This is a genomic window from Janthinobacterium sp. UMAB-60 (assembly GCF_900095235.1).
In the GTDB taxonomy this organism is placed as follows: domain Bacteria; phylum Pseudomonadota; class Gammaproteobacteria; order Burkholderiales; family Burkholderiaceae_D; genus Janthinobacterium.
In genome coordinates, this window is record NZ_LT607482.1 from 583308 (window position 1) to 606735 (window position 23428).

The 23428-nt window shown below is 64.0% G+C and carries 25 protein-coding genes; 14 read left to right on the forward strand and 11 right to left on the reverse strand.

From position 1 onward, the window contains the following. Positions 1-151: 151 nt before the first annotated feature. The 3 genes from ybeY to miaB are packed head-to-tail and all read right to left on the reverse strand — an operon-like array spanning position 152 to position 3034. Positions 152-622 (reverse strand): rRNA maturation RNase YbeY, encoded by a 471-nt coding sequence (gene ybeY, locus K0F86_RS02620; protein ID WP_219132788.1) that lies wholly within the window; start codon positions 620-622, stop codon positions 152-154. Continuing rightward, complete coding sequence (locus K0F86_RS02625) at positions 606-1670, reverse strand: PhoH family protein (RefSeq protein WP_219132789.1); 1065 nt, start codon at positions 1668-1670, stop codon at positions 606-608. The genes ybeY and K0F86_RS02625 overlap by 17 nt, the downstream gene beginning before the upstream one ends. Continuing rightward, complete coding sequence (gene miaB / locus K0F86_RS02630) at positions 1667-3034, reverse strand: tRNA (N6-isopentenyl adenosine(37)-C2)-methylthiotransferase MiaB (protein WP_099762193.1); 1368 nt, start codon at positions 3032-3034, stop codon at positions 1667-1669. The genes K0F86_RS02625 and miaB overlap by 4 nt, the downstream gene beginning before the upstream one ends. Positions 3035-3682: 648 nt before the next feature. On the opposite strand from miaB, the gene K0F86_RS02635 reads away from it, so the two are divergent. After that, positions 3683-4009 (forward strand): hypothetical protein, encoded by a 327-nt coding sequence (locus K0F86_RS02635; protein ID WP_034746769.1) that lies wholly within the window; start codon positions 3683-3685, stop codon positions 4007-4009. A 141-nt stretch (positions 4010-4150) separates the two neighbouring features. On the opposite strand, the gene K0F86_RS02640 is transcribed toward K0F86_RS02635, so the two are convergent. Then, the gene (locus K0F86_RS02640) at positions 4151-4996 is read right to left on the reverse strand and encodes an HDOD domain-containing protein (protein ID WP_219132790.1); all 846 of its coding nucleotides are present in this window, start codon (positions 4994-4996) and stop codon (positions 4151-4153) included. Then, positions 4993-5331 (reverse strand): hypothetical protein, encoded by a 339-nt coding sequence (locus tag K0F86_RS02645; protein ID WP_257571953.1) that lies wholly within the window; start codon positions 5329-5331, stop codon positions 4993-4995. Before K0F86_RS02645 ends, K0F86_RS02640 begins: the two co-directional genes overlap by 4 nt. Before the next feature lie 207 nt (positions 5332-5538). On the opposite strand from K0F86_RS02645, the gene K0F86_RS02650 reads away from it, so the two are divergent. Genes K0F86_RS02650 through K0F86_RS02660 form a run of 3 tightly spaced genes read left to right on the forward strand, consistent with a single transcriptional unit; the run spans position 5539 to position 7900 of the window. Continuing rightward, on the forward strand, positions 5539-7104 hold the full coding sequence (locus K0F86_RS02650) for a sensor histidine kinase (protein WP_219132791.1): 1566 nt from the start codon (positions 5539-5541) through the stop codon (positions 7102-7104). A 15-nt stretch (positions 7105-7119) separates the two neighbouring features. After that, entirely contained in the window at positions 7120-7701 is a 582-nt protein-coding gene (locus tag K0F86_RS02655) for a DUF1697 domain-containing protein (protein WP_219132792.1), read from the forward strand. A 19-nt stretch (positions 7702-7720) separates the two neighbouring features. Beyond that, positions 7721-7900, forward strand: coding sequence for a hypothetical protein (locus K0F86_RS02660; protein WP_219132793.1), 180 nt, complete (start codon positions 7721-7723; stop codon positions 7898-7900). A 60-nt stretch (positions 7901-7960) separates the two neighbouring features. Here K0F86_RS02660 and K0F86_RS02665 read toward each other — a convergent pair whose 3' ends face one another. Next, the gene (locus K0F86_RS02665; protein ID WP_219132794.1) at positions 7961-8338 is read right to left on the reverse strand and encodes a hypothetical protein; all 378 of its coding nucleotides are present in this window, start codon (positions 8336-8338) and stop codon (positions 7961-7963) included. A gap of 331 nt (positions 8339-8669) precedes the next feature. Between K0F86_RS02665 and K0F86_RS02670 the strand changes: the two genes are divergently transcribed. Genes K0F86_RS02670 through K0F86_RS02685 form a run of 4 tightly spaced genes read left to right on the forward strand, consistent with a single transcriptional unit; the run spans position 8670 to position 10785 of the window. Beyond that, positions 8670-9023, forward strand: coding sequence for a helix-turn-helix transcriptional regulator (locus tag K0F86_RS02670; protein ID WP_071075569.1), 354 nt, complete (start codon positions 8670-8672; stop codon positions 9021-9023). A gap of 8 nt (positions 9024-9031) precedes the next feature. Continuing rightward, the gene (locus K0F86_RS02675; RefSeq protein ID WP_219132795.1) at positions 9032-9460 is read left to right on the forward strand and encodes a YeeE/YedE family protein; all 429 of its coding nucleotides are present in this window, start codon (positions 9032-9034) and stop codon (positions 9458-9460) included. After that, a complete protein-coding gene (locus K0F86_RS02680) occupies positions 9457-9885 on the forward strand; it encodes a YeeE/YedE family protein (RefSeq protein WP_219132796.1) in 429 nt (142 codons plus the stop codon). The genes K0F86_RS02675 and K0F86_RS02680 overlap by 4 nt, the downstream gene beginning before the upstream one ends. Before the next feature lie 42 nt (positions 9886-9927). Further along, positions 9928-10785, forward strand: coding sequence for a ChaN family lipoprotein (locus K0F86_RS02685; RefSeq protein WP_219132797.1), 858 nt, complete (start codon positions 9928-9930; stop codon positions 10783-10785). Positions 10786-10817: 32 nt separating this feature from the next. Here K0F86_RS02685 and K0F86_RS02690 read toward each other — a convergent pair whose 3' ends face one another. Further along, complete coding sequence (locus tag K0F86_RS02690; RefSeq protein WP_219132798.1) at positions 10818-11645, reverse strand: IclR family transcriptional regulator C-terminal domain-containing protein; 828 nt, start codon at positions 11643-11645, stop codon at positions 10818-10820. Between the two features lie 165 nt (positions 11646-11810). On the opposite strand from K0F86_RS02690, the gene K0F86_RS02695 reads away from it, so the two are divergent. The 6 genes from K0F86_RS02695 to K0F86_RS02720 all read left to right on the forward strand — a co-directional run bounded on the left by K0F86_RS02695 (position 11811) and on the right by K0F86_RS02720 (position 17380). Then, positions 11811-12509 carry a 3-oxoacid CoA-transferase subunit A gene (locus K0F86_RS02695; protein ID WP_219132799.1) on the forward strand — a complete coding sequence of 233 codons (699 nt, stop codon included), beginning with the start codon at positions 11811-11813 and terminating at the stop codon, positions 12507-12509. Between the two features lie 10 nt (positions 12510-12519). Beyond that, positions 12520-13161, forward strand: coding sequence for a 3-oxoacid CoA-transferase subunit B (locus K0F86_RS02700; protein WP_257571954.1), 642 nt, complete (start codon positions 12520-12522; stop codon positions 13159-13161). 44 nt (positions 13162-13205) lie between these two features. Then, positions 13206-14408, forward strand: a complete 1203-nt coding sequence (gene pcaF / locus K0F86_RS02705; protein WP_219132800.1) for a 3-oxoadipyl-CoA thiolase — start codon at positions 13206-13208, stop codon at positions 14406-14408. A gap of 91 nt (positions 14409-14499) precedes the next feature. Further along, positions 14500-15195 (forward strand): fumarylacetoacetate hydrolase family protein, encoded by a 696-nt coding sequence (locus tag K0F86_RS02710; RefSeq protein WP_219132801.1) that lies wholly within the window; start codon positions 14500-14502, stop codon positions 15193-15195. A gap of 21 nt (positions 15196-15216) precedes the next feature. After that, complete coding sequence (locus K0F86_RS02715) at positions 15217-15537, forward strand: thioredoxin family protein (protein WP_374197257.1); 321 nt, start codon at positions 15217-15219, stop codon at positions 15535-15537. Between the two features lie 556 nt (positions 15538-16093). Next, positions 16094-17380, forward strand: a complete 1287-nt coding sequence (locus K0F86_RS02720; protein WP_219132803.1) for an MFS transporter — start codon at positions 16094-16096, stop codon at positions 17378-17380. A 67-nt stretch (positions 17381-17447) separates the two neighbouring features. On the opposite strand, the gene K0F86_RS02725 is transcribed toward K0F86_RS02720, so the two are convergent. The 4 genes from K0F86_RS02725 to K0F86_RS02740 form a co-directional block, all read right to left on the reverse strand. After that, positions 17448-19019 (reverse strand): histidine-type phosphatase, encoded by a 1572-nt coding sequence (locus K0F86_RS02725; protein WP_219132804.1) that lies wholly within the window; start codon positions 19017-19019, stop codon positions 17448-17450. A 110-nt stretch (positions 19020-19129) separates the two neighbouring features. Next, entirely contained in the window at positions 19130-21604 is a 2475-nt protein-coding gene (locus tag K0F86_RS02730; protein ID WP_219132805.1) for a TonB-dependent receptor, read from the reverse strand. 83 nt (positions 21605-21687) lie between these two features. Next, positions 21688-22674, reverse strand: coding sequence for a FecR domain-containing protein (locus K0F86_RS02735; protein WP_219132806.1), 987 nt, complete (start codon positions 22672-22674; stop codon positions 21688-21690). Beyond that, a complete protein-coding gene (locus tag K0F86_RS02740; protein ID WP_219132807.1) occupies positions 22671-23198 on the reverse strand; it encodes a sigma-70 family RNA polymerase sigma factor in 528 nt (175 codons plus the stop codon). Before K0F86_RS02740 ends, K0F86_RS02735 begins: the two co-directional genes overlap by 4 nt. Between the last annotated feature and the right edge of the window lie 230 nt (positions 23199-23428).

Genomic DNA, 23428 nt, shown 5'->3' on the forward strand with positions numbered 1-23428 from the left:
TGGTTGATGGCGCTATTGTGGCATGTGGGGTATTGTCGGGTTACGGCGTATCGCCTAACCCGACCTACGACTCCGCTTACGTTGTTGGGTGTTGTCGGGTTACGCCCTGCGGGCTAACCCGAGCTACCCCGACCTACCCGATCTGCGCGGTTTATTTGGGGTCCGCGTACGGGTCGGTAATGCCGAGTTTTGCGAGGATCTCCGTTTCCAGGCCCTCCATCTCGGTGGCTTCCTCGTCATCCATGTGGTCGTAGCCCTGCGCATGCAGCACGCCGTGCACGATCAGGTGGGCCGTGTGCTCTTCCACGCTTTTCTTTTGCTCCGCCGCTTCCTTTTCCAGCACGTCCGTGCACAGGATGATGTCGGCGCGCGTCGGCTCGTCCTCAGCCAACTCTTCGCCTTCGTTGTAGGCAAAGGTCAGCACGTTGGTGGCGTAGTCCTTTTCGCGGTAGTCGCGGTTCAAGGTACGGCCTTCCTCCGCGTCGACGAAGCGGATGGTCAATTCGGCGGGCGCGAACAGGGCCGCCTTGACCCAGCGGCGCACTTTGGGGCGCGTGATCAGGCTTTCCAGGCGGGCGTCCGGATATTGCACGGACAAGGACAGTTTATTTTTTTCGGACATTTTTGGCGGCAGCTGGTGTGATCAGGGGGAGTAACTGGGCGGCGTTGGCGCCGGCCGCCTGCGCCGTTTCATAGGCATCGACGATGCGCGCGACGAGCGGATGGCGCACCACGTCGGTGCTGTTAAATTGCGTAAAGCCGATGCCGCGCACGTCTTTCAGCACGTGCACGGCGTCGATCAGGCCGCTCGTCTGGCTCTTGTGCAGGTCGACTTGCGTCACGTCGCCCGTCACCACGGCCTTGCTGCCGAAGCCGATGCGCGTCAAAAACATCTTCATCTGTTCGACGGTGGTGTTTTGCGCCTCGTCGAGGATGACGAAGGCGTGGTTCAGGGTGCGTCCGCGCATGTAGGCCAGCGGGGCGATCTCGATCACCTGTTTTTCAAACAGCTTTTGCGTGCGGTCAAAGCCCAGCAAATCGTACAGCGCATCGTACAGGGGACGCAAATACGGGTCGACCTTTTGCGCCAGGTCGCCGGGCAAAAAGCCCAGGCGCTCGCCCGCTTCGACGGCGGGGCGCGTCAAAATGATGCGCTTGACGGCATCGCGTTCGAGCGCGTCGACGGCGCAGGCGACGGCGAGATACGTCTTGCCGGTGCCGGCCGGACCCACGCCGAAGCTGATGTCGTGTTCGAGGATGTCGCGCAGGTAGGCGATCTGGTGCGGCGTGCGCCCGCGCAGGTCGCTGCGCCGCGTTTTCAGCACGGGGCTGGCGATGTCCGGTTCGACGAAGGTGCTGGCAGGCGCGTTGACGTGGTGTTCCGAGGCGGCGGACAGTCCCGCGCGCTGCTCCACCAGGGCCAGCTGCACTTCTTCCAGCGGCACGACCTTGTTGGCGATGGCGTAGAACTGGTCGAGGATTTCCACGGCCCGTTCGGCATTGCTGCCGCCGACGATGAATTTCTCGCCGCGGCGGAAGATCGTCACGTCGAGGGCGGCGGAAATCTGGCGCAGGTTTTCATCGAGCGGCCCGCACAGATGCGCCAGGCGCGTGTTGTCCAGCGGCTCGGGGATGAAGTAATGCGGCTGTATCGGGGCTTTGGTTTTCAACTGGCTCTTTTCAATGCGGAAGCGCCGGCAACGAGTTCGCCGCGCAGGGTGTAGGAATGGCTTTCGGTGATGCGCACGTCGACCAGCTGGCCGATCAGGTGCAAGCCGTCCGGGCCGGCGTCGAAATTGACGACGCGGTTGTTTTCCGTGCGGCCTTGCAGTTCACTGTCATCGGTGTCCTTCTTCGAACGGCCTTCGACGAGGATGGTTTGCACGCTGCCCACCATGGCCAGGCTGTATTTGCGCGTGTTGGCGTCGATGGCCGCCTGCAACTGCTGCAGCCGGGCCAGTTTCACTTCATGCGGCGTATCGTCCGCCAGGCTGGCGGCCGGCGTGCCGGGGCGCTTGCTGAAGATGAAGCTGTAGCTGTTGTCAAATCCCACGTCGGCGATCAGCTTCATCATGGCGTCGAAGTCGGCTTGCGTCTCGCCGGGGAAGCCCACGATGAAGTCGGACGAAATGGCCATGTTCGGGCGCACGGCACGGATGCGGCGGATGATGGACTTGTATTCGAGGCCTGTGTAGCCGCGCTTCATGGCGCCCAGGATCTTGTCGGAACCGTGCTGCGCCGGCAGGTACAAATGGTCGACCAGCTGCGGGATCTTCGCATAGGCGTCGATCAGGCGCTGCGTGAATTCCTTCGGGTGGCTGGTGACGAAGCGCATGCGCGCGATGCCGGGAATGTCGGCCACGTATTCGAGCAGCAGGGCGAAGTCGGCAATGTCTCCGCCTTCCATCACGCCACGGTAGGCGTTCACGTTCTGCCCCAGCAGCGTGATTTCCTTGACGCCCTGGGCGGCCAGGCCAGCCACTTCCGTCAGTACGTCTTCGAAGCGGCGCGACACTTCCTCGCCGCGCGTGTAGGGCACGACGCAATAGCTGCAATATTTGCTGCAGCCTTCCATGATGGAAACGAACGCCGAGGCGCCGTCCACCTTGGCCGGCGGCATGTGGTCGAACTTTTCGATTTCCGGGAAGCTGATGTCCACCTGCGAGGCGCCGCTGGAGCGGCGCAACTCGATCATCTGCGGCAGGCGGTGCAGGGTTTGCGGGCCGAACACCATGTCGACATACGGCGCGCGCTTGACGATGGCGTCGCCTTCCTGCGAGGCCACGCAGCCGCCCACGCCGATCAAGAGGTGCGGCTTGGCCAGTTTCAGCTCGCGCAGACGGCCCAGGTCGGAAAACACTTTTTCCTGCGCCTTTTCGCGCACGGAGCAAGTGTTGAGCAGGATCACATCGGCATCTTCCGGCGTGTCGGTGCGCACCAGGCCGTCGGAAGCGCCCAGCACGTCGGCCATCTTGTCCGAGTCGTACTCGTTCATCTGGCAGCCGAAGGTTTTAATGAATACTTTTTTCTGCATGGAGTCGGATGCTTATCGGTAAATGTGGCGGCAAACAAGTGTGGCGGCAAATAAGCCGGGCAGGGCTTGCGCCGTGCGCCGCCCGGGGCGGGAGGCGGTGGATCACCGACCGGGCGCCTCTGGCTGCCCGGTGGCAGGTTCGCTGCAAGTTCAGGCCATAGTTTAGCGTAAATCGCCGGGACGGGCCATGTTGTGCCGAGCATGCCGGCAAGATTGCAGCGTGAATACGGCACCCGGCATGGAGATGCCGCAGAGCATTTATTGCCGTGCGACACCATTGATTTGTAACAAGTTGCTGCAAAGCCTTGTGTGCGGCCGCTGGCATCCTAATGTGTTGAAATAGCATCGTTGGCAAGCCAACTAGCAGCTTGATTGATATTTAACAATCAGGAAGTTTGCGCGAGGCGCAGATGCGGCCTGTTTGGACTAGTATATTGTTTTATATGCAATTCATTTCGATGGGTTGCAGTGCTTTTACTCACGCGGCAAGCTGCGCACGTTGCTTGTGCGAGTCCTGTGCAGGCAGTGCGACAAGGAGGGAAGGCGGAGGGGGGCTGAATCCGATGGAAAGACGTTTATTTAAACACTCTAAGCCAGCCTTAAGTTCGTATCGGCATTCTTTCAACATTCACTAGACGAGGAAAAATCATGGCACATCATGCATTAGCATCGCAAGAGAGTTACAACCCGAATCACCTGCTGGATATTCTGCTGAGCAAGATGCAGCTGAAAAACGACGCAGCCCTGTCGCGCTTGCTCGAAGTGGCGCCGCCCGTCATCAGCAAGATCCGCCATCACCGCTTGCCGGTCGGCGCCTCGCTGCTGATCCGCATGCACGAAGTGACGGGCATGAGCATCCGTGACCTGCGCGATTTGATGGGCGACCGCCGCACCAAATATCGTCTGTCCGACGCCCAGGGCCGTCCAAAAGCGGAAGACCGCGGCGATGCGCAAGAATCGAATTACGCGCACTGATGTGGCGGTTGCACGCTGACTGTGCCGCTTGCGTCACTGCTGGCGGCAACAGGCTGGTGTGGACCGGGCGGCATGGATACACCGCAGTACCCATAACGGCTTTCGCTTCGCGGCGAGAGCCGTTGGCATTTGGCGCGGCGTTTAGCTCAGCAGTGCCGAGGTGATTTCATCGTAGCGCAACTCCGTTTCGCGGAACAGTTGCAGATACGTTTCTTCGCTCAGGCCCAGCGCATCCCAGGCCACCGGCGAGACGCGCGGCACCATGTCGTCGCCCGCCTGCGCCAGGTCGAGCGCACAGACGATGGCATTGGCCACATGGATCAGTGCCGCCAGGAAACCGGCTCCCGGCGTTTCCGGCTGCAAGTAATTGCCCAGCGCCAGACGCATGGTGTCGGAAAAATTCCAGTGCTCGGCCAGTGCCACGCCTGCTTGCACGTGGTCCACGCCCAGCACGGCCTGTTCCGCTTCGAGCAGGCTGCAATCGTGCGCCGCCTGGTGCGCGATGACTTGCGCATACTGCGCGGGAAAGCTGCTGACCAGCACCAGGCGGCCGATGTTATGCAGCAAGCCGGCCGTGAAGGCGTAATCCTGGTTGAAGCGGATCTGCCGCGCCAGCACCTTGGCGCAGGCGGCAGTCGCTACCGAATGGCGCCAGAAGGCCTTGTCGTCGAAACCGGGGCAGCGACCTTCCGGGAAGCAGCCCGTGATGGCGGCCGAGGTGATCAGGCTGCGCGTGGTCTGGAAACCCAGATAGGTGATCGCCTGCTGGATGGTGGTGGCCTTCACTTGCAAGCCATATTGCGAGGAGTTGGCCAGGCGCAGGGTTTTCGCCGTCAGCGCCTGGTCGTATGAGACTTTTTTCGCCAGCACGGAAATATCGACGTCTTCCTGGTCTATGCTGTTGAGCAGCTCCATGACGACGGCGGGCAGCGAAGGCAGGTCATCGAGGTGGGCGACGATATCGTCGAGCGTCAGCTGGGTGCTCATGCTGGCTCTCCCGTGCCCAGGCGATAAGCCGTGACATAGCTGCGCAGCAAGGTGGTGGCCGCATCTTCGGGATCGTCCGGATCATGCTTGCGGAACAGGTAATCGAGCCGTTCGCTATCGGCCGCCTGCTGCGCGGCCACTACCTCTGGCGAAGGGGGCGGCGCCTGGATCGGCAGCATGGTGATGCCGTGGCGCGGCATCAGGGACAGCATGTTTTCCGTCAGTACCGCACCTTGCGGCAACAGCACTTGTCCATGCGCGTCGAGCAAGACATCCGACAAGACCATGCCAGGACGCACTTGTTCCAGGGGTAGATGTTGATGTATGACCGCCATGACGACTCCTTAGATGATTGCGGGATATTACCATTGCCATGACGCAATGTCTCAACCTGTATCAAGGCCCCTGTCGAAAACGGGGGCGCTGTAAATCTTGCCAATAAGCATGTCATACCGTACATTTGCTTCAGGCTGTTGCATTGCTGACGTATCTGTGCCCGCGCCGCGGGCCGGCGGCTGGCCTGGCCCGGGGAGTGTTGATCGATGGTGAGTATCCAAGTCCGGCTGACCCTGCTTTTTGTCGTGATCGTCACCTTGGTGCTGGGCATTTCTGGCAGCTATACCCAATATACACTGAGCCAGGAACTTGAATCGGGCAGCGCGCGCCTGCGCAGCGGCGTGCTCACGCGCTTGCAGACCAGCTTGCCTTCGGCCCTGTGGGATCTCGACAAATCCAAGGTCGACAGCATTGTCGCGGCCGAAATGCTGCCGCCGGAACTGGTCGGCATCCGCGTCTACGACGCTTCCGTGGGTCTGTTCGCCGGCGAAGTGCGCGACGCGGCCGGCACCTTGGTGCCTTTGACCTCCGACGTGGCCATGGGCGGCACGCCCGTCGAGGCGCCGCTCGTGTTCCGCGACGCCGTGGCGGCGGCCACGGGCGGCAAGCCGGTGATCGTCGGCAAGGTCATCGTCAATTTCAGCCGCGCGCAGATCGATGCGGCCCTGCGCGGCGAAGTGCGGCGCAAGGTGCTGGAAGTATTACTGCTTGACATCATCCTGGTGGGTGCCCTGGCGCTGAGCCTGCGCATCGTCTTCGGGCCCTTGAAACAGTTGCGCGACGGCTTGATCGACCTGGCCACGCGCGGCAGCGACGAGGTCGAAGAACTGCCGGAAAACCGGCGCGACGAACTGGGCGACGTGATCCGCGGCTTCAATGCCGTGCAGCGCAAGCTCAAGTCCATCATCGAGGGCAGCCGCGAGGCGGAAGACATGGCGCGCCGCTCGCAGCAGGAGACGGCGCAGGCGATGGACGAGCTGCGCCGCGCGCAGGAATCGTTGCTGCAGTCGGAACGCCTGGCCTCGCTGGGCAGCCTGGTGGCCGGCGTGGCGCATGAAATCAACACCCCGGTCGGCATCGCGCTGACCAGCGCCTCGGTGCTGAAGGAAGCCACCGATCACATCAGCGCGGCGGTGGCCGGCGGCAGCGTGAAGAAAACCGATATCGTGCGCTACCTGGAAACGGCCGGCGAGAGCGCGCGGCTGATCATGAACAATGCCTATCGCGCCGCGCACCTGATCCACAGCTTCAAGCAGATCGCCGTCGATCAGGTCAGCGAGGCGCGCCGTTTGTTCGAATTGCGCGACTATATCGGGGAAGTCATATCGAGCCTGCAGCCGACCCTGAAAAAGACGCGCATCAGCATCGATATCGATTGCCCGCCTGACATCATGCTCGACAGCTATCCGGGTGCGCTGGCGCAGGTGCTGACCAACCTGGTGTTGAACTGTGTCGAGCACGCCTTCGATGCGGACACGGTCGGCAACATCCATATTGGCGTGCGTCGCGACGGCGAGTGGATCGCCATGCAGGTGCGCGATAACGGCCGCGGCATCGCGCCCGACATGCTCGACCGCGTGTTTGACCCGTTTGTCACCACGCGGCGGGGACAGGGCGGCACGGGCCTGGGCTTGAATATCGTGTTCAACTTGATTGCCAAGCAGTTTGGCGGCACCATCACGGTCAGCAGCACCTTGGGACAGGGCGCGACATTCCTGCTGCGCCTGCCCACGGTGACGCCGTTGCCGGACAGCACCAGCAGCCCGGCATAGGCAAGGAGAAGAGACATGACACAGCTAGAAAACAGTCAGCAAGTGGCGCTTTTGCGCGGGATCAATGTGGGCCGCGCCAAGCGCGTGGCCATGGCCGATCTGCGCAAGCTGCTGGGCGACCTGGGTTTTGCGCAGGTACGCACGGTACTCAACAGCGGCAACGTCGTGTATGACGGGGGCGCGGTGGCGCCGGCCGAAGCCGCTGCCCGCATCGAGGAAGCGCTGGTGCTGAAACTGGGCGTAGCGGCCCGGGTGACGGTGCTGTCGGCCAGCCAGTTTGCCCAGGTGATCGAACAAAACACCCTGGCGCCGGCGGCCGATGCGGCCCGTCTGCTGACCCTGGTGCTGAACAATCCGGCCGATGTCCAGCGCCTGGCGCCGCTGTTGCAGCGGCCGTGGCAGCCGGAAGCGCTGGCGCTGGGGCAATGGGCCGCGTATGCCTGGTGTCCCGATGGCGTGCTGGCCAGCAAGGTGGTGGCGTCACTGGGTGTACTGCTGGGTGATGGCGTCACCTCGCGCAACTGGGCCACCATGCAAAAATTACAGGCACTGCTGAGCGGGCCCGAGGCGGCAGCCACATCGGCCAAGGAGCACTGATGCCTGCCATCGAGACGCCATGAACTGGGATATCGTCAAGGGCGTGCTGATCCTGCTGCTCGCCGTCGGCGCCCTGGGCACGGCCTTCGTGCTCATGTCCGCCTCGGGCCCTGACAAGGCGGGCTGCATCGCGCGCGCCCTGAAGTCGGGTATTCCGGTGGGCAATATCGAAAGGGTGTGCCGTTTGCTGGACAAGTAAAAAAATTCCGCGCAAGGCGGAATTTTTTTTTATGCAACGGCATCGGCCGCCGAAGTAAGGTCAGCTATCGAATTTTTCCTGTTTTTCACCATGCATGCTCACGACCAGCAAACCCAGTCCGACCAGCAGCATCGAGACCATGCTCGCTTCGGGCACGGGCGGCGGCACGTTCACCAGCTGTACCGCAGGGGCGGTGGCGGCTGCGGGCAGTGCGCCGTGGCGCACACCGGCGCTGCGCCAGCGCGGGGCCGCATTGAGTGTCGAGGCCTGCGTCAGCAGGCGTGCATACGGCAAGTCCGGTGTTTCCCAGCCGAGATTGTCGCTGGTGCTGGTGAAACCGAGACTGTCGTCGCTCACGACAGGCGCGCTGGCGGCCACATTGCCGGCATACGCCGACAGCGCCAGCACGGCCACACATAGCGGCTGAAAGATCTTCATCGTTGACTCCCTGGTTCACCGTGCGGCGTGGCCGAAACCGGCCTGCGCCTGGACGGATAATGCGCCTGTACGGGGGCGTATCACAATTTTTCTGATGAGGTCTTATTACAGCACAAATCGTGGCAATTTTGCTACGTATATTTGCTTTAAATTACGAATATTTATCATTTTGATAGCATGAAGGCTATCGCTGCCGCACACTTGGCATGAGCACGCTATCGCTGAAAAATACTGTTGTTTTTTGGTGCGAATCGCCAGCAGGAAAACAATATATTGATTAGTATATTGTTTATCGCATGATGATCAATATGACCGCCTGTGGGAGGGCAAGATGGAGACAGTTGCAACACAACACGCCGAATACAACCTCGACGCCATGCGTGGCTCGGCCTACAAGGCCAGCTCGCTGCTCAAGGCCATGGGCAATGCCGACCGTTTGATGCTGCTGTGCCAGCTATCGCAGGGCGAGCATTGCGTCAGCGACCTCGAACAAAAAGTGGGCATCGGCCAGCCGACCCTGTCGCAGCAGCTGGGTGTGCTGCGCGAAGAGATGCTGGTGGCCACGCGGCGCGATGGCAAGCAGATTTATTATCGCGTCGCCAGCGCGCCCGTGCTGGCCGTGCTGCAAGTGCTGTACGCGCAGTTCTGCGCGCCGCGTCTGCCGTTCAACGACGAAGCGGACTGAGGCCGACCATGACGATTGCTTGGCAGCACTTCACGCCGTGGGCCTCGCTGGCGGGCGGCATGCTGATCGGCCTGGCTGCTGCGTTGCTGATTTTGTTCAATGGCCGGATCGCCGGCATCAGCGGCATTGTCGGCGGCTTGCTGCGCCCGCGCCAGGGCGACCTGGGCTGGCGCATCGCCTTTCTTGCCGGCCTGATCGGCACGCCCCTGCTGTGGCAGTTGTGGCAAGTCTTGCCACCCGTGCAGATCGAGGCGGGCACGTTGGCCCTGATCGTGGCGGGCTTGCTGGTGGGCGTGGGCGTGCGCTATGGCGCCGGCTGCACCAGCGGCCACGGCGTGTGCGGCCTGTCGCGCCTGTCACCGCGTTCGCTGGCGGCCACGTGTGCCTTCATGGCGGCCGGTTTCCTCACCGTGTATCTGTTGCGCCACCTCTCATGAAAATCCTGTTTTCCCTGTTGAGCGGCCTCGTCTTTGGCCTGGGCCTGATCGTTTCCGGCATGAGCAACCCGGCCAAGGTGCTCGGTTTCCTCGACCTGGCCGGCGCCTGGGATCCGTCGCTGGCACTGGTGATGGGCGGCGCCATCGGCGTGGCCATGCCCGCCTTCTGGCTGGCGCGCCGGCGCGGCACGGCGCTGCTGGGCGAGCCCATGCAATTGCCCACGTCGCGGCGCATCGACCGGCGCTTGCTGCTGGGCAGCCTGGCCTTTGGCGCGGGCTGGGGCATCGCCGGTTTCTGCCCCGGCCCGGCCCTCGTCTCGCTGCTGGCGGGCCAGCCGAAGGCGTGGCTGTTTGTCGGCGCCATGCTGGCCGGCATGCTTCTGTTTGAAGTGCTGGAGCGCCGCAAGCTGCCCGCGCCGGCCTGAGACGGTACAATCTGGCGCATCGCCACTTTGGATACTGCTTACATGAAGACTGTGATTTTCCGCGCCGGCGCGCGCGCCGCCCTGCTGTGCAGCGTGCTGGCCTTGGCCGCCTGCGGCGGCTTGCTGAAGAAGGAAGCACCGCCCCCTCCCGCGCCCGTGGCCGACGCCTTGCCCAATCCGCAAGTATTACTGCTCGGTGAAGTGCATGACAATGCGCAAGGTCAGCGCCTGCGCGTCGAGGAATTGCGCCGCCGCCTGGCGGCCGGCTGGCGTCCCGTGATTGTCATGGAACAGTTCGACCGCGAAAACCAGGCCTTGCTGACGCGCGCCGCGCGCGATTGCGCCGACCCCGATTGCATCATCCGCGTGATGGAACAGCCGCGCTGGGACTGGAGCTTGTACCGGCCCGTGCTGGACCTCGTCATCAGCTATCAATTGACCTTGATTGCCGGCAACCTGTCACCGGCCGATGCGTCGCGCGTCGTGCGCGACGGCATCCAATGGGCGATGCCGCCCGCCATGGTCGCCACTTACCTGGCCGCGCCCGTGCCGGCCGACATTCTGGAAGGGCAACAGAAGGAAGTGCAGGCGGTCCGCTGCAATATGCTGCCCGACATGATGGTGAGCGGTGTCGTCAATGCCCAGGTGGCGCGCGATATCTGGATGGCCAAGCTGATCCGCGACCAGGCGCCGCGCGACGTGGTGCTGATCGCCGGCAATGACCATGTACGCAAGGATATCGGCGTGCCCCGCTGGCTGAAGCTGGCTGACCCGCAACTGAATGTGCGCAGCATCGGCTACCTGGAGCAGGGCGGCAGCGGCTACCAGGGTACGTTCGACCTGACGCAAACGATGCCGGCGCAGCCGCGCCCGGACCCGTGCTTAAAATTTAAAAAATAAGGTTTAAAAAATAAGGTTTAAAAAGTAAAACGCTACTGCTGCACCCGCACCAGGGCGCTGACCCGGCCGGCCGTATCGAGCAGTTTCGGCAGGCTGTGTTCCAGCAGATGGGCCACGGACGGCCCCGCCGTCTGGCCGCTGACATTGATCGCCGCCACCACCTTGCCCGCCCGGTCGAACACGGGCGCGGCCAGGGCGATCAAGCCCTGTTCCAGCTCTTCCTGCACCAGGCACCAGCCCTGGCGCCGCACTTGCGCAATCTCTTCCATCAAGACCTCGATATCGACCTTGGTCGCCGGCGTGATTTTCAGCAATGCCATCTTCGACAGCCGCTCGCGCAGCGCCTCGGGCGCCAGGCCCGACAGCAAGACACGTCCCATCGAGGTGCAATAGGCGGGCAGGCGGCTGCCGATGCCCAGGTTGATCGACATGGTGCGGTGCGCGGACAGGCGCACGACGTAGACGATGTCGTCGCCATCGAGCACGGTGGCCGAGCACGACTGGCGCAAGGTCTGCATCAATTCTTCCAGCAGCGGTTGCGCCTGCGTCCACACGGGCAAGGACGATAAATACGCGTAGCCCAGGTCGAGCACCTTGGGCGTCAAACGGAACAAGCGCCCGTCCGCTTCCACATAACCGAGATGCAGCAGGGTGAGCAGGATGCGCCGCGCGCCCGCGCGCGTCAGCTGCGCCCGTTCCGCCACGTCGCTCAAGGTCTGTTGCGGCGCCTCCGCGCCAAAGCTGCGCAGCACGGCCAGGCCCCGCGCGAACGATTGCACATAGCTGTCGCCGGGACGGGGCGCGCCATCGGCATCAGGGGGTTCTTCGGCGGAAACGGGCGTGCTGCTGCGGTCGGTCATGGTGATTCCAATGGGTCAAGGTGGCAATTATAGCCATGGCGCTGGTGAAAACGGCAAATTGACAAGCGCCCCGATCAGGCATATTCTCACGAATAAGTTCTAAGTACGAATATTTGTTCTACATACGAACAAATGGCTGATGAATTTGATTGGGAGGAGACAGCAATGATCGACAAACTGCGTTCCAGCGTGCTTGATGCGCTGGCCGATATCCACGATGGCGCCACCGTCATGATTGGCGGCTTCGGCGGCGCGGGCCAGCCGGCCGAGCTGATCGACGGCTTGATCGCCCAGGGCGCGCGCGACCTCGTCATCGTCAACAACAATGCGGGCAATGGCGATACGGGCCTGGCCGCCCTGCTGAAAAACGGGCAAGTGCGCAAGATCATCTGCTCGTTTCCGCGCCAGGCCGATTCCCACGTCTTCGACGCGCTGTACCGCGCGGGCAAGCTGGAGCTGGAACTGGTGCCGCAGGGCAACCTGGCCGAGCGCATCCGCGCCGCCGGCGCCGGCATCGGCGGCTTTTTCACGCCCACGGGCTATGGCACGGACTTGGCCAAGGGCAAGGAAACACGCGAGATCGACGGCCGCATGTATGTCTTCGAGTCGCCGATCCACGCCGATTTCGCGCTGATCAAGGCGGAGCAGGGCGACCGCTGGGGCAACCTGACCTACCGCAAGACGGCGCGCAACTTCGGTCCCATCATGGCCATGGCCGCGAAAGTCAGCATTGCTTCCGTGCATGAAGTTGCTGAGCTGGGCAGCATCGACCCTGAACACGTCATCACGCCGGGCCTGTTCGTGCAGCGCATCGTGCAAGTGCCGCGCACGGCCACCGGCCCCGCCGGCTTCAAAGTTGCCTGAGGAGTATCAAGTGAACAAATGGAATCGAGATCAAATGGCGGCCAAGGTGGCGGCCGACATTCATGAAGGCGCTGTCGTGAACCTGGGCATCGGCTTGCCGACCCTGGTGGCGAATCACTTGCCGGCCGGCGCGGAGATCATCCTGCACAGCGAGAACGGCGTCATCGGCATGGGCCCCGCACCGGCGCCAGGCGAGGAAGACTACGACCTGATCAACGCGGGCAAGCAGCCCGTCACCTTGCTGCCCGGCGGCAGCTATTTTCACCACGCCGACAGCTTCGCCATGATGCGCGGCGGCCACCTGGACATCTGCGTGCTGGGCGCGTTTCAAGTGTCCGCCACGGGCGACCTGGCCAACTGGCACACGGGCGCCCCGGACGCCATTCCCGCCGTGGGCGGGGCCATGGACCTGGCCATCGGCGCGAAAAAAACCTGGGTCATGATGGAATTGCTGACCAAGACGGGTGAAAGCAAGCTGGTGCAGGCCTGCACGTATCCGCTGACGGGCATCGGGTGCGTCAGCCGCATCTACAGCGACCTGGCCGTGCTCGACCTGGGACCGGCTGGCGCTACCGTCGTCGAGCTGGCCGATGGCTTGAGTTTTGCGCAGCTGCAAGCGTTGACGCCGGTTTCACTGCTGGACGGACGTTAGCAAGCCAGCAATGTTCACATAAATATTTCTTGGAGGAAAACAATATGACTGCAGCGTTTATCTGCGACGCCCAGCGTACGCCCTTTGGCCGCTACGGCGGCAGCCTGTCCGGCGTGCGCGCCGACGACCTGGGCGCCGTGCCCATCCGTGCCTTGATGGCGCGCAACCCGCACGTCGACTGGACTTTTGTTACGGACGTGTTGTACGGCTGCGCCAACCAGGCGGGCGAGGACAACCGCAACGTGGCGCGCATGGCCGCCTTGCTGGCCGGATTGCCCGACAGCGTGCCGGGCGCCACCCTGAACCGTTTGTGCGGCTCGGGCCTGGACGCCATCGGCAGCGCCGCGCGCTTCATCAAGAGCGGCGAGGCGGGCTTGCTGATCGCCGGCGGCGTGGAAAGCATGAGCCGTGCACCGTTTGTCATGGGCAAGGCCGACAGCGCCTTTGCGCGCGGCATGAAAATGGAAGACACGACCATCGGCTGGCGCTTCATCAACCCCTTGATGAAGGCGCAGTACGGCGTCGACTCGATGCCGGAAACGGCGGAAAACGTGGCCAGCGATTTTGGCATCAGCCGCGCTGACCAGGATGCGTTCGCCCTGGCCAGCCAGGTAAAAGCCCTGGCGGCGCAGCAGGCGGGCGTGTTCGACAGCGAAATCTGCCCCGTCACTATCGCGCAGAAGAAGGGCGATCCCATGATCGTTGCCCGCGACGAGCATCCGCGCGCCACCACCCTCGACACTTTGGCCAAATTGAAACCCGTCGTGCGCGCCGATGGCACGATCACGGCCGGCAACGCGTCCGGCGTCAACGATGGCGCGGCGGCCCTGCTGCTGGCCGACGAGGCGAACGCGGCCCGCTTTGGCCTGACGCCGCGCGCCCGCGTGGTGGCCATGGCGACGGCCGGCGTGGCGCCGCGCATCATGGGCATCGGCCCCGCGCCCGCCACCCTGAAGGTGCTGGCCATGACGGGTTTGAGCCTGGCCGACTTCGACGTCATCGAACTGAACGAAGCGTTTGCCGCACAGGGCCTGGCCGTGCTGCGCCAGCTGGGCTTGCGCGACGACGATGCGCGCGTCAACCCGAACGGCGGCGCCATCGCCCTCGGTCATCCGCTGGGTGCCTCGGGTGCGCGCCTGGCCATGACGGCCGTCAACCAGCTGCACCGCACGGGCGGGCGCTATGCGCTCTGCACCATGTGCATCGGCGTGGGGCAGGGCATCGCGCTGGTGCTGGAACGCGTCTGACCCTGCTGAAATAAAGTTACCGTAAAATGGGGGACACTGCGGTGTCCCCTTTTTCATCACCGCCTTTTTATCGTGCCGATCAGGAGTCTTCATGTCGTATGTCATTCCCGCAGCCATCCAGCCCAGCGTTCCCGTCACCGGCAGCGTTGATACTTTCCCGGTCCACCGTATCTATTGCGTGGGCCGCAACTATGTCGACCACGCCAAGGAAATGGGCCACTCGGGCCGCGAGGCGCCGTTTTTCTTCATGAAGCCAAACGACGCCGTGCTGCCCGTGCCAGCCGGCACGACGGGCGAGTTGCCGTATCCGGCGCAAACGCAGGATTTCCAGCACGAGATGGAACTGGTGGTGGCCATCGGCAAGGGTGGCAGCGATATCGGCGTGGCCGATGCGCTGAGCCACGTGTGGGGTTATGCGATCGGCCTGGACATGACGCGCCGCGATGTGCAGGGCGCGGCGAAAAAGCAGGGCCGCCCGTGGGAAACGGGCAAGGCGTTCGAGTACTCGGCGCCCATCGGCCCCATCACCCCGGCCGCGCTGGCAGGCGACGTCAGCCATGCCGCCATCACCCTGCACGTGAACGGTGCGCTGCGTCAAGGCAGCAGCGTCGACATGCTGATCTGGAACGTGGCCGAAACCATCGCCGACCTGTCGACCTATTTCACCTTGCAGCCAGGCGACCTGATCTACACGGGCACGCCGGCCGGCGTGGCGGCCGTGCAGCGCGGCGACGAGCTGCTGGGAGCCATCGATGGCCTGGGCACCTTGCGCGTGAAAGTGGTCTGAGCTGACAAGGAAACTGGCATGATGAGCGATACTTATGCTGTAGCGCAACCCACGCGCGCCGAGATCGACGCCCTGGCGGGACCGGCCCTGCTGGAATTCGGCACGAGCTGGTGCGGCCATTGCCGCGCCACCGAGGCGCCGCTGGCCGCCGCGCAGGTGCGGCACCCCGGGGTGCCGCACCTGCGCGTGGAAGACGGCCCCGGCCGTGCCCTGGGACGCGCGTTCCGCGTGAAGCTGTGGCCGACCCTGATCTTTTTGAAAGATGGCCAGGAAGTGGCGCGCCTCGTGCGCCCGCTCGATAGTCGCGAGATCGAGCAGACTTTTGCATTGATTGATGCGTAGATCGGCGTAGGTCGGCTTAGCGCAGCGTAAGCCGACACCACCGCAAGGCATGCACCATCACAACTTCTTGCCGCACAGCACCACTGCGCGTATGATAAGCCGCTTACAGCAAGATCAACCGCATCCTTCGTGATGCAGCGCGATCATCGCCGGCCCGCTCCACCCGGAGGGGCCGCAGGCAAGGATTCACCACAAATGACCGATGCCGCGATGCCGGCGCGCGGGTCTGGTACGGAATGCCTGGCGATACGCCGGGCCTGATACACGTCGCCCATCCCCTGACGCCTTTCCTGCCGTGCCCCGGGTAACCGGATGGCGCACGACCGTTGTTTCTCTAAATCAGCACCGATCACGGCGTGTTAGCGCGCGTTGCCGGCAGTTCGCTACGGCAACAAAAACCGTTGTTTTTTGTTTGTAAATTTAATAGCAAATGCGCGGCAAATGCCCTCGCGCACGGCTATGATATGCGAACGACACGGAGACAACGTGCTGTGCTGCTGCCTGAAAAAACATCCAGAGAATGGCCTTTAGACACCCTCCCCAAGGAGCGCAGTAAATGAGCACCCCCCCCAAGAAAAATTCCCCCGGCACGGTGCTGTTCGCCAGCCTGATCGGCACCACCATCGAGTTCTTTGACTTTTATATTTACGCCACCGCCGCCGTGCTGGTGTTCCCTAAACTGTTCTTCCCCGCCGGCGACCCGTCGGCCGCCGTGCTGCAGTCGCTGGCCACGTTCGCCATCGCTTTCTTCGCCCGCCCCATCGGTTCGGCCGTGTTCGGCCACTTCGGCGACCGCATCGGCCGCAAGGCCACCCTCGTGGCGGCCTTGCTGACCATGGGTATCTCAACCGTCATCATCGGCTTGCTGCCGACCTATGCCGCCATCGGCACCCTGGCGCCGCTGCTGCTGGCGCTGTGCCGTTTCGGCCAAGGCCTGGGCCTGGGCGGCGAATGGGGCGGCGCGGTGCTGCTGGCCACGGAAAATGCGCCACCGGGCAAACGCGCCTGGTACGGCATGTTCCCGCAACTGGGGGCGCCGATCGGCTTCTTCCTGTCGGGCGGCATCTTCCTGCTGCTCAGCGAAACCCTGACCGATGAGCAATTCTTCAGCTACGGCTGGCGCATCCCCTTCCTGGCCAGCGCGCTGCTGGTCATCGTCGGCCTGTATGTGCGCCTGAAGATCACGGAAACGCCGGACTTCCAGAAAGTCATCGACAAGAACGAAGTCGTCAAACTGCCCGTCGCCACCGTGTTCCGCCAGCATGGCCGCATGCTGTTCCTGGGCACCATCATCGCCCTGGCCACCTTCGTGCTGTTCTACCTGATGACGGTGTTTGCCTTGAGCTGGGGTACGACCAAGCTGGGCTTCACGCGCAAGGAATTCCTCGTCGTGCAGCTGTTCGCCGTGCTGTTCTTCGCGCTGACGATTCCGTTTTCGGCCGTGCTGGCCGACCGCCGCGGCCGCCGCGCCACCATGATCTGGGTCTCCGTCGCCATCGCCGTCTTCGGCCTGGTGCTCGCGCCCATGTTCGGCTCGGGCGTGACGTGGGAAGTAACGCTCTTCATGGCTGTCGGCCTGGGCCTGATGGGCATGACCTACGGACCGCTGGGCACCATGCTGTCCGAGCTGTTCCCGCCCGAAGTGCGTTACACGGGCGCCTCGCTGACGTTCAACCTGGCGGGTATTCTGGGCGCCTCGCTGGCGCCGTACATCGCCACCTGGCTGGCCACCAACCATGGCTTGCAATACGTGGGCTATTACCTGTCGCTGGCGGCCGTGCTGACCCTGGGCGCGCTGCTGATGGTGGGCAAGCCACGCGCAGGCAAGGAAGCCTGGGAATAAACGAGTCAACGCGCACGCACCATCTGAGTGCCCCACAAGCCGCCAGCTGCCCAGCTGGCGGCTTTTTTTATTGCGCCGCCGCGTGGCCGTAGCAGGCCTTGAGCCCCGTGTAGTCGTAGAAGACGCTGCCCGGCGCGATGCGGGCGCTGTTGCACGATGGCTGGAACGGTGTTTCCTTTTCGTTGTACAGCAGGCGCACGATGAGCTGAGCATCGCCGTTGCGGTACACGTCCCACTGCATGTTGGCCGCCAGCGGCGAGACGCTCTCGCCACGCCATGGATTAGTGTCATAACTATAGCTGGCCGAAGCCGGCAGCGGCTGCTGCAAGCCCATGGCCGAAGCGAGCGGGATGATCATCTCGGCGTGCGTGAAGCGCAGCTTGGCCGCGTGGCGCAGGTCACCAGCCGCCAGCGCATCGACTTCATTGAAAAAATCCTCGCGCAAGGCCAGCGCGAAGCGCCAGGTCACGCCGCTGCTTTCCGTGGTGGCCGGTCCCTTCTGGTAAAAATCCTCGTGGTCGGCGACAGACGCGTAATAGCGCGCATCCTCGGCCGGCATGTAGCGGCTGAAATCGGCCGGCACCTCATGCCGCATGCCGGCGGCGATCGCGTAAAGCTCATACAATTTCGTCGCGGCGGCATTCGGGCTGCGGATGACGGTCTTGCCGCTGCCCGTGATGGTGCGCGTGAGTTTGCCGTCCGCGCTGGTGAAGGTATGGCTGCCCGTGTCCGCGTAGCTGGTGGCGCCGCCGTTAAACTGCGCCAGGAAGGCCGGTGTGAACAGCCGTTCCAGTACATGGCGCGCATGCGCGGCCGCTGCCGGTTCCCTGGCCGGGGCGTCCATCAGCGCATGCAGCTGTTTGGTCCGTTCGTAGCGCTGGTAAGCCTGGCTGGCGGCATAGGTGGTGAAATACGGGTTGGCGCGATCGGCGACCAGATCCGTCCGCGGCGCCAGCTTGTGCGCGTACAGCAGGAAACGGTTGACGCCATCCGCTTGTAATATCGGCTGTACTGCGGGCGTGCGTCCCTGCGGGTACGGCGCCGGCGCGGGAGGCAGGGTCAGCAAGGGTGCCAGCGCGGGCGCGTGTTCGAGCAGCGATTGCGTGAAGAAGCGCGCACTGTCGCGTGCGCGGTCCACGCCGGAATGGATGGTGACGAGCTGGCGCGGCGCCGTGGACGCGTCCTGTCCCACTTGCGCGAACAGGGTGGGCAGGCGCGCCAGCAGGCGCGCGGCCAGTTGCCGGTGCTCGTCGATGCCCGTCTGCGTCAGGTTGCCATAGCCTGGTTTGTCGATGCCGGCCACGCCATGGCCGAGCAGTGCGTTGGCCCGCATCAGGGCCAGGATATCAGGCCCCAGTTCGCGTCCCAGCGGCGTCAGGGCATCCTGCGCGGCCGCCTGCCGCCACATCGCGTACAGGGCCGCGTCGCCCTTCATGCCGGTCAGTCCGCGCGCACCGTGGCGCGCCACCAGCTGCGTGAAGATGGGCTGGAAGCCGGCCGGCGGCGCGGCATACGTGGCCGGGTCCTGCTGCGGCGCGTACGGCGTCTTGGTTTGATAGTCGCCGTCGAAGGCGAGGGCAGGACTGGCGCAGCAGGCCAGGGCCAGCAGCATGCGGGACAGGGGAAACGGTGGCGACATGGTTTTTTCTCGGTAGATAATTTCTCGAATGCAAGCCTAGCACTGAACGAAAAAAAAGGCGGGCACGGCTGAATGCCGGCCCGCCTGTGCTGTCAGCGCAGCGCGTCAGCCTACCACTTCGGCGTGTACTTCAAGGTGAACTGCACGTTGCGCGGGTCGCCATAGTAATTGTTCGAACCGGTGGTGTTGTAGGCCGGGATGATATAGCGCTTGTCGAGCACATTGTTGACGTTGACCGACAGGGCCATTTGCGGCGTGGCTTGCCAGGCCAGGCGCGCGTTCCAGAGCGAGAAGCCGGCAACCTTGAATTTGTACGCGGTATCGAGCGTATGGCTTTGCGTATTGACGCCGGCGCCCACGCTGAACTTGTCCCAGGTGCCGGGCAACGTGTAGCTGGACCACACGCGCAGCATGTGTTTCGGCGTCCAGGTGGAAAAGACCTTGCCCTGATTGTCCGGGTCGTTCAGATACGTCGTCGTCGTGTAGGCGTAGCCGGCCGACAGCTGCAGGCCGCGCGCCACTTCGCCGGACACTTCCGCTTCCAGGCCCTGGCTGCGCACCTTGCCCGAGGCGCGCGAGCAGTACCCGTCGGGGCACACCATGCCCGCCTCATAGTCGGTGACGGCACGGTTCTTGTGGTCGTAGCGGAACACGGCCAGCGAGGTGTTCACCTTGCCATCCATCAGCTCACCCTTGATGCCCGCCTCGTAGTTTGTACCCGTGACGGGTTTGAGGACCTTGTCTTGCGCATCGCGGATGCTTTGCGGCGTGAAGATGTCGGCATAGCTGGCGTAGGCCGACCATTGCGGATCGAGCGCGTAGATCAGTGCCGCCGATGGCGTGAACCTGGCGCTGGCGTTGAGCTGCTCTTCGGGACCTGTGGGCGTCGCGTACACGAAGTCATACCAGCTGAAACGTCCGCCCAGCACGGCTTTCAGCTTGCCGGTCAACTGGCCGTTCCAGCTGCCATACAGACCCTTCTGGCGTATTTCGTAGGTGCTGACGGGCCGCACGCCGCGCGCGGCGATGCTGTCGATATCTTGCCATGGGCGGTTATGCCTGATGTTGAAGACGTCCGCACCGGATTCCCAGGCGCGGGCATAGACGTCGTCCGACGCCAGCGTGACATAGCTGGCGCCCACGAGGACTTCCTGCGCCATGCCCAGGCCGTCGAATTTGCCGCGCACGTAGGCATCGATGCCGCGCTTGCGGTTGTCGAAATCCATGCCAAAGTCGCCATAGCGCGCGCCGCTGCCGTCGGGATTGATGGGCATGGCCACGCGCTGGTGCACGGAGCTGGTGTTTTCTTTCATGCTCACGGCCGATGCCTTCAGGCTCCACTGGCTGTTGAGATGGTGTTCCAGGTCGAGATACACGTTGGTTTGCCTGGCTTCGCTGCGGTTCCAGTCGGCGCCCGTGAAGGTGGAGCGGGGCAGGTTCAGCGCGCTGCCGTCCGCGTAGCGGGGCAGGCCGATGAAGGTGGGGCGGCCGTGGTCGTTGACGTTGCTGACGGCCAGGCCCAGGGTGGTGGCCGGTCCCAGGTCATAGTCGAGCGCCGCGTACAGGGTGCGGTTCTTGCTCCACACCCGGTCGACGAAGGAGTGGGTATCGTCTTCATCGACAATCACGCGTCCGCGCAGGCTGGCGTCCGCGTTCAAGGGGCTGCTGACGTCGAGCTGGGCGCCAACATGGTCCCACGAGCCGGCGCGCGCCGTCATGCTGACACTGCGCGTGGCGGTCGGGCGCTTGCGCACCAGGCTGACGGAACCGCCGGGGCTACCCGTGCCGACCAGCATGCCGGAGGCGCCGCGCAGCACTTCCAGGCGGTCGTAGATGACCATGTTTTCCTGGCCCCAGTTACCCAGCGCATAGGTGTTGCGGTCGATCGGCACGCCGTCGTACTGCCATTGATCGATCTGGAAGCCGCGCGCCGTGATCACCACGCCCGGGCCCACGCCATGCACGCCCACCACGCCGGTGACGTTGTTGACGGCGACACGCAAGTCCGTGATGCCCTGGTCGTCCAGGCGCTGGCGCGTCAGCACGCTGACCGATTGCGGAATGTCCTTCATCGCTTGCTCGCCCTTGCCGATGCTGATCTTGCGCGCCGTGTAGGAACCGCTGCCTTCCGTGGCGGCGCCTTGCTCGGCCTGGCCGACGATGGTAATCGAGGGCATGGTGCGCTCGGATGCCGAGGCGGCACTGGCCGCCGCCGTGGGCGTGGACGCCGGCGCGGCCACCAGCACATAGCCGGTGGACGTCTTGCCGATGGCGTAGCCGCTGCCGCGCAGCAGCGCGGCGAAACCGTCATCGATGGCGTAGCTGCCCTGCAGGCCGGCACTGGTCAAATCCTGCACCTTGGCAGCGTCGATGGCGATGGAGACGCCCGCCTGCTGGGCATAGCGGTTCAGGGCGCCGGCCAGCGGACCGGCGGGGATGGCGTAGCTGGCGACGCCCGGTGCAGCCTGGGCGGTAGCCTGGACCTGCAGGCCGGCGCCGGCCAGCAGCATGGCCGCCAGGGCCAGCGGGCGCAGCCGCGTGCGCACGGTGTTCGGGGATGAAACGGCAAGGACTTGAACGGACATGGTGACAGCCTTTTTTGAATGATCTCAGCTGCCTTGACGCATGAGATGCGCAAAGTGGAACCGCGCACGCAAAATAATTCGCACTATGTTCTGGCCGGAGCGTCCACCATCACCAGATAGCGCGTCAGCATGCGGATGCGCAGCTGCGGGAAATTGTCGATGAGTAGCTGCAGCGCCTTGTCCGTGTCGTCCAGCGGCAGCACGGCGGCCACGCGGATGCCCGCGATCTGCGCGCGGTCGTAATGCAGCTGGCCGGGGCGGTGGCGCGCCAGCTCGTCGAGCACCTCGGCCAGCGGCAAGTCGTCGACCACCAGCTGGCGCGCGCGCCACGCATCCCGCACGCTGGCCGCATCGATGCTTGTTAGCGGTCCGACGCCATCGTCCGTGATGCGCGCGCGCTGGCCCGCCTGCACCACGACGGCCGGATGTTGCGGCACCTGCGCCAGCACTTTGGATTCCAGCATGCTCAGGATGGTGGTGCCATCGTCCCTGCGCACGGTAAAACGCGTGCCCAGCGCGCGGATCGCCGCCTGGCCGCTGTCGACGATGAAGGGGCGCTGCGCATCCTTGGCCACGTCGACGAGGATGTCGCCACGCACCAGCTCCACATGCCGCTCGCCCGCATTGAAATGCACATTGACGGCGCTGTCGCCGGCCAGGGTAATCCGGCTGCCATCGGCCAGGGTGTGTGACTGCCATTGCCCCGTGGGGCTGCGCAGGTCGGCCAGCAGGTAGGCGGGGCGTTCGCTGACCAGCATGGCAGTTGTCAGCACCAGCACGGCCACGGCGCTGGCCGCGGCCAGCTGGCGCAGGCGGGGACGCTTGGGGGCGATGGCGGCCAGGGCGGCGCGCGCGGGCCGATGGTCGCCGCCGGCCGGCTCGCGCACGGCGTGCAATTGACGCAGCAGGTTTTCCATGCCGGCGGCCGCGCTCGCGTGCAGCGGGTCGGCCGCTTTCCACGCGGCGAAGCCGGCCTGCGCGGTGTCGCGCTCGGCCGGGTCGTCGGCGCTCAGGCGCACGATCCAGTGCGCGGCCTGCTCGGCGGCGATATCGGTGCGGGGGCGATTCATGCCGCCATGGCCGGACAGGCGTGGCGGCAGGCCAGCAGGGCTTGCACCAGGTATTTTTGCACCATGCGCGTGGAGACGTTCAGTCGCACGGCGACGGCGGCCTGCGGCTGCTCGTCCAGGTAGTGCAGCAAAAAGGCGTCGCGTGCCTTGGCGGACAAGCCGGCCAGCGCCATGGCGATTTGATCGAGCGCCTGCACGGCCATCAGGATCTCGTCCGGCGACGGCGCGCCGGGCAGGCTGTCGGCCAGCAGGGCCAGTTCCGCCAGGTAGCTGCGTTCGAGTAGTTGCCGGCGCGCGCGGTCGAGCAGCAAGCGCTTCGCCGTGGTGGACAGATAGGCGCGCGGCTCGCGCATGCCGAACAGCGCGTCGCGCGAGGCGATGATGCGCACGAACGTGTCTTGCGCCACGTCGGCCGCGCCATGCGGGCAGCTGAGTTTCTTGCGCAGCCAGCCGACCAGCCAGCCGTGATGCTCGCTGTAGAGCGACTGCACTTGCTGTTGCAGGCTGGGCTGGATGATGGACATGGGTGATGAATAATATAAATGAGAATTATTCTCATTGTAAGCGCCAGCACCGTTGGACGACAATCCCCAATGCTTGCGGATGGGGCGGGTGTTGCGCGCAGGCCGCATGCACGGCGGTGACGGAAATGAAAAAACCCGCCGCTGCACGGGGCAGGGCGGGTTTTTCGGTGCTGCTAATTCTTGGTGGTGATAGGTGGACTTGAACCACCGACCCCAGCATTATGAATGCT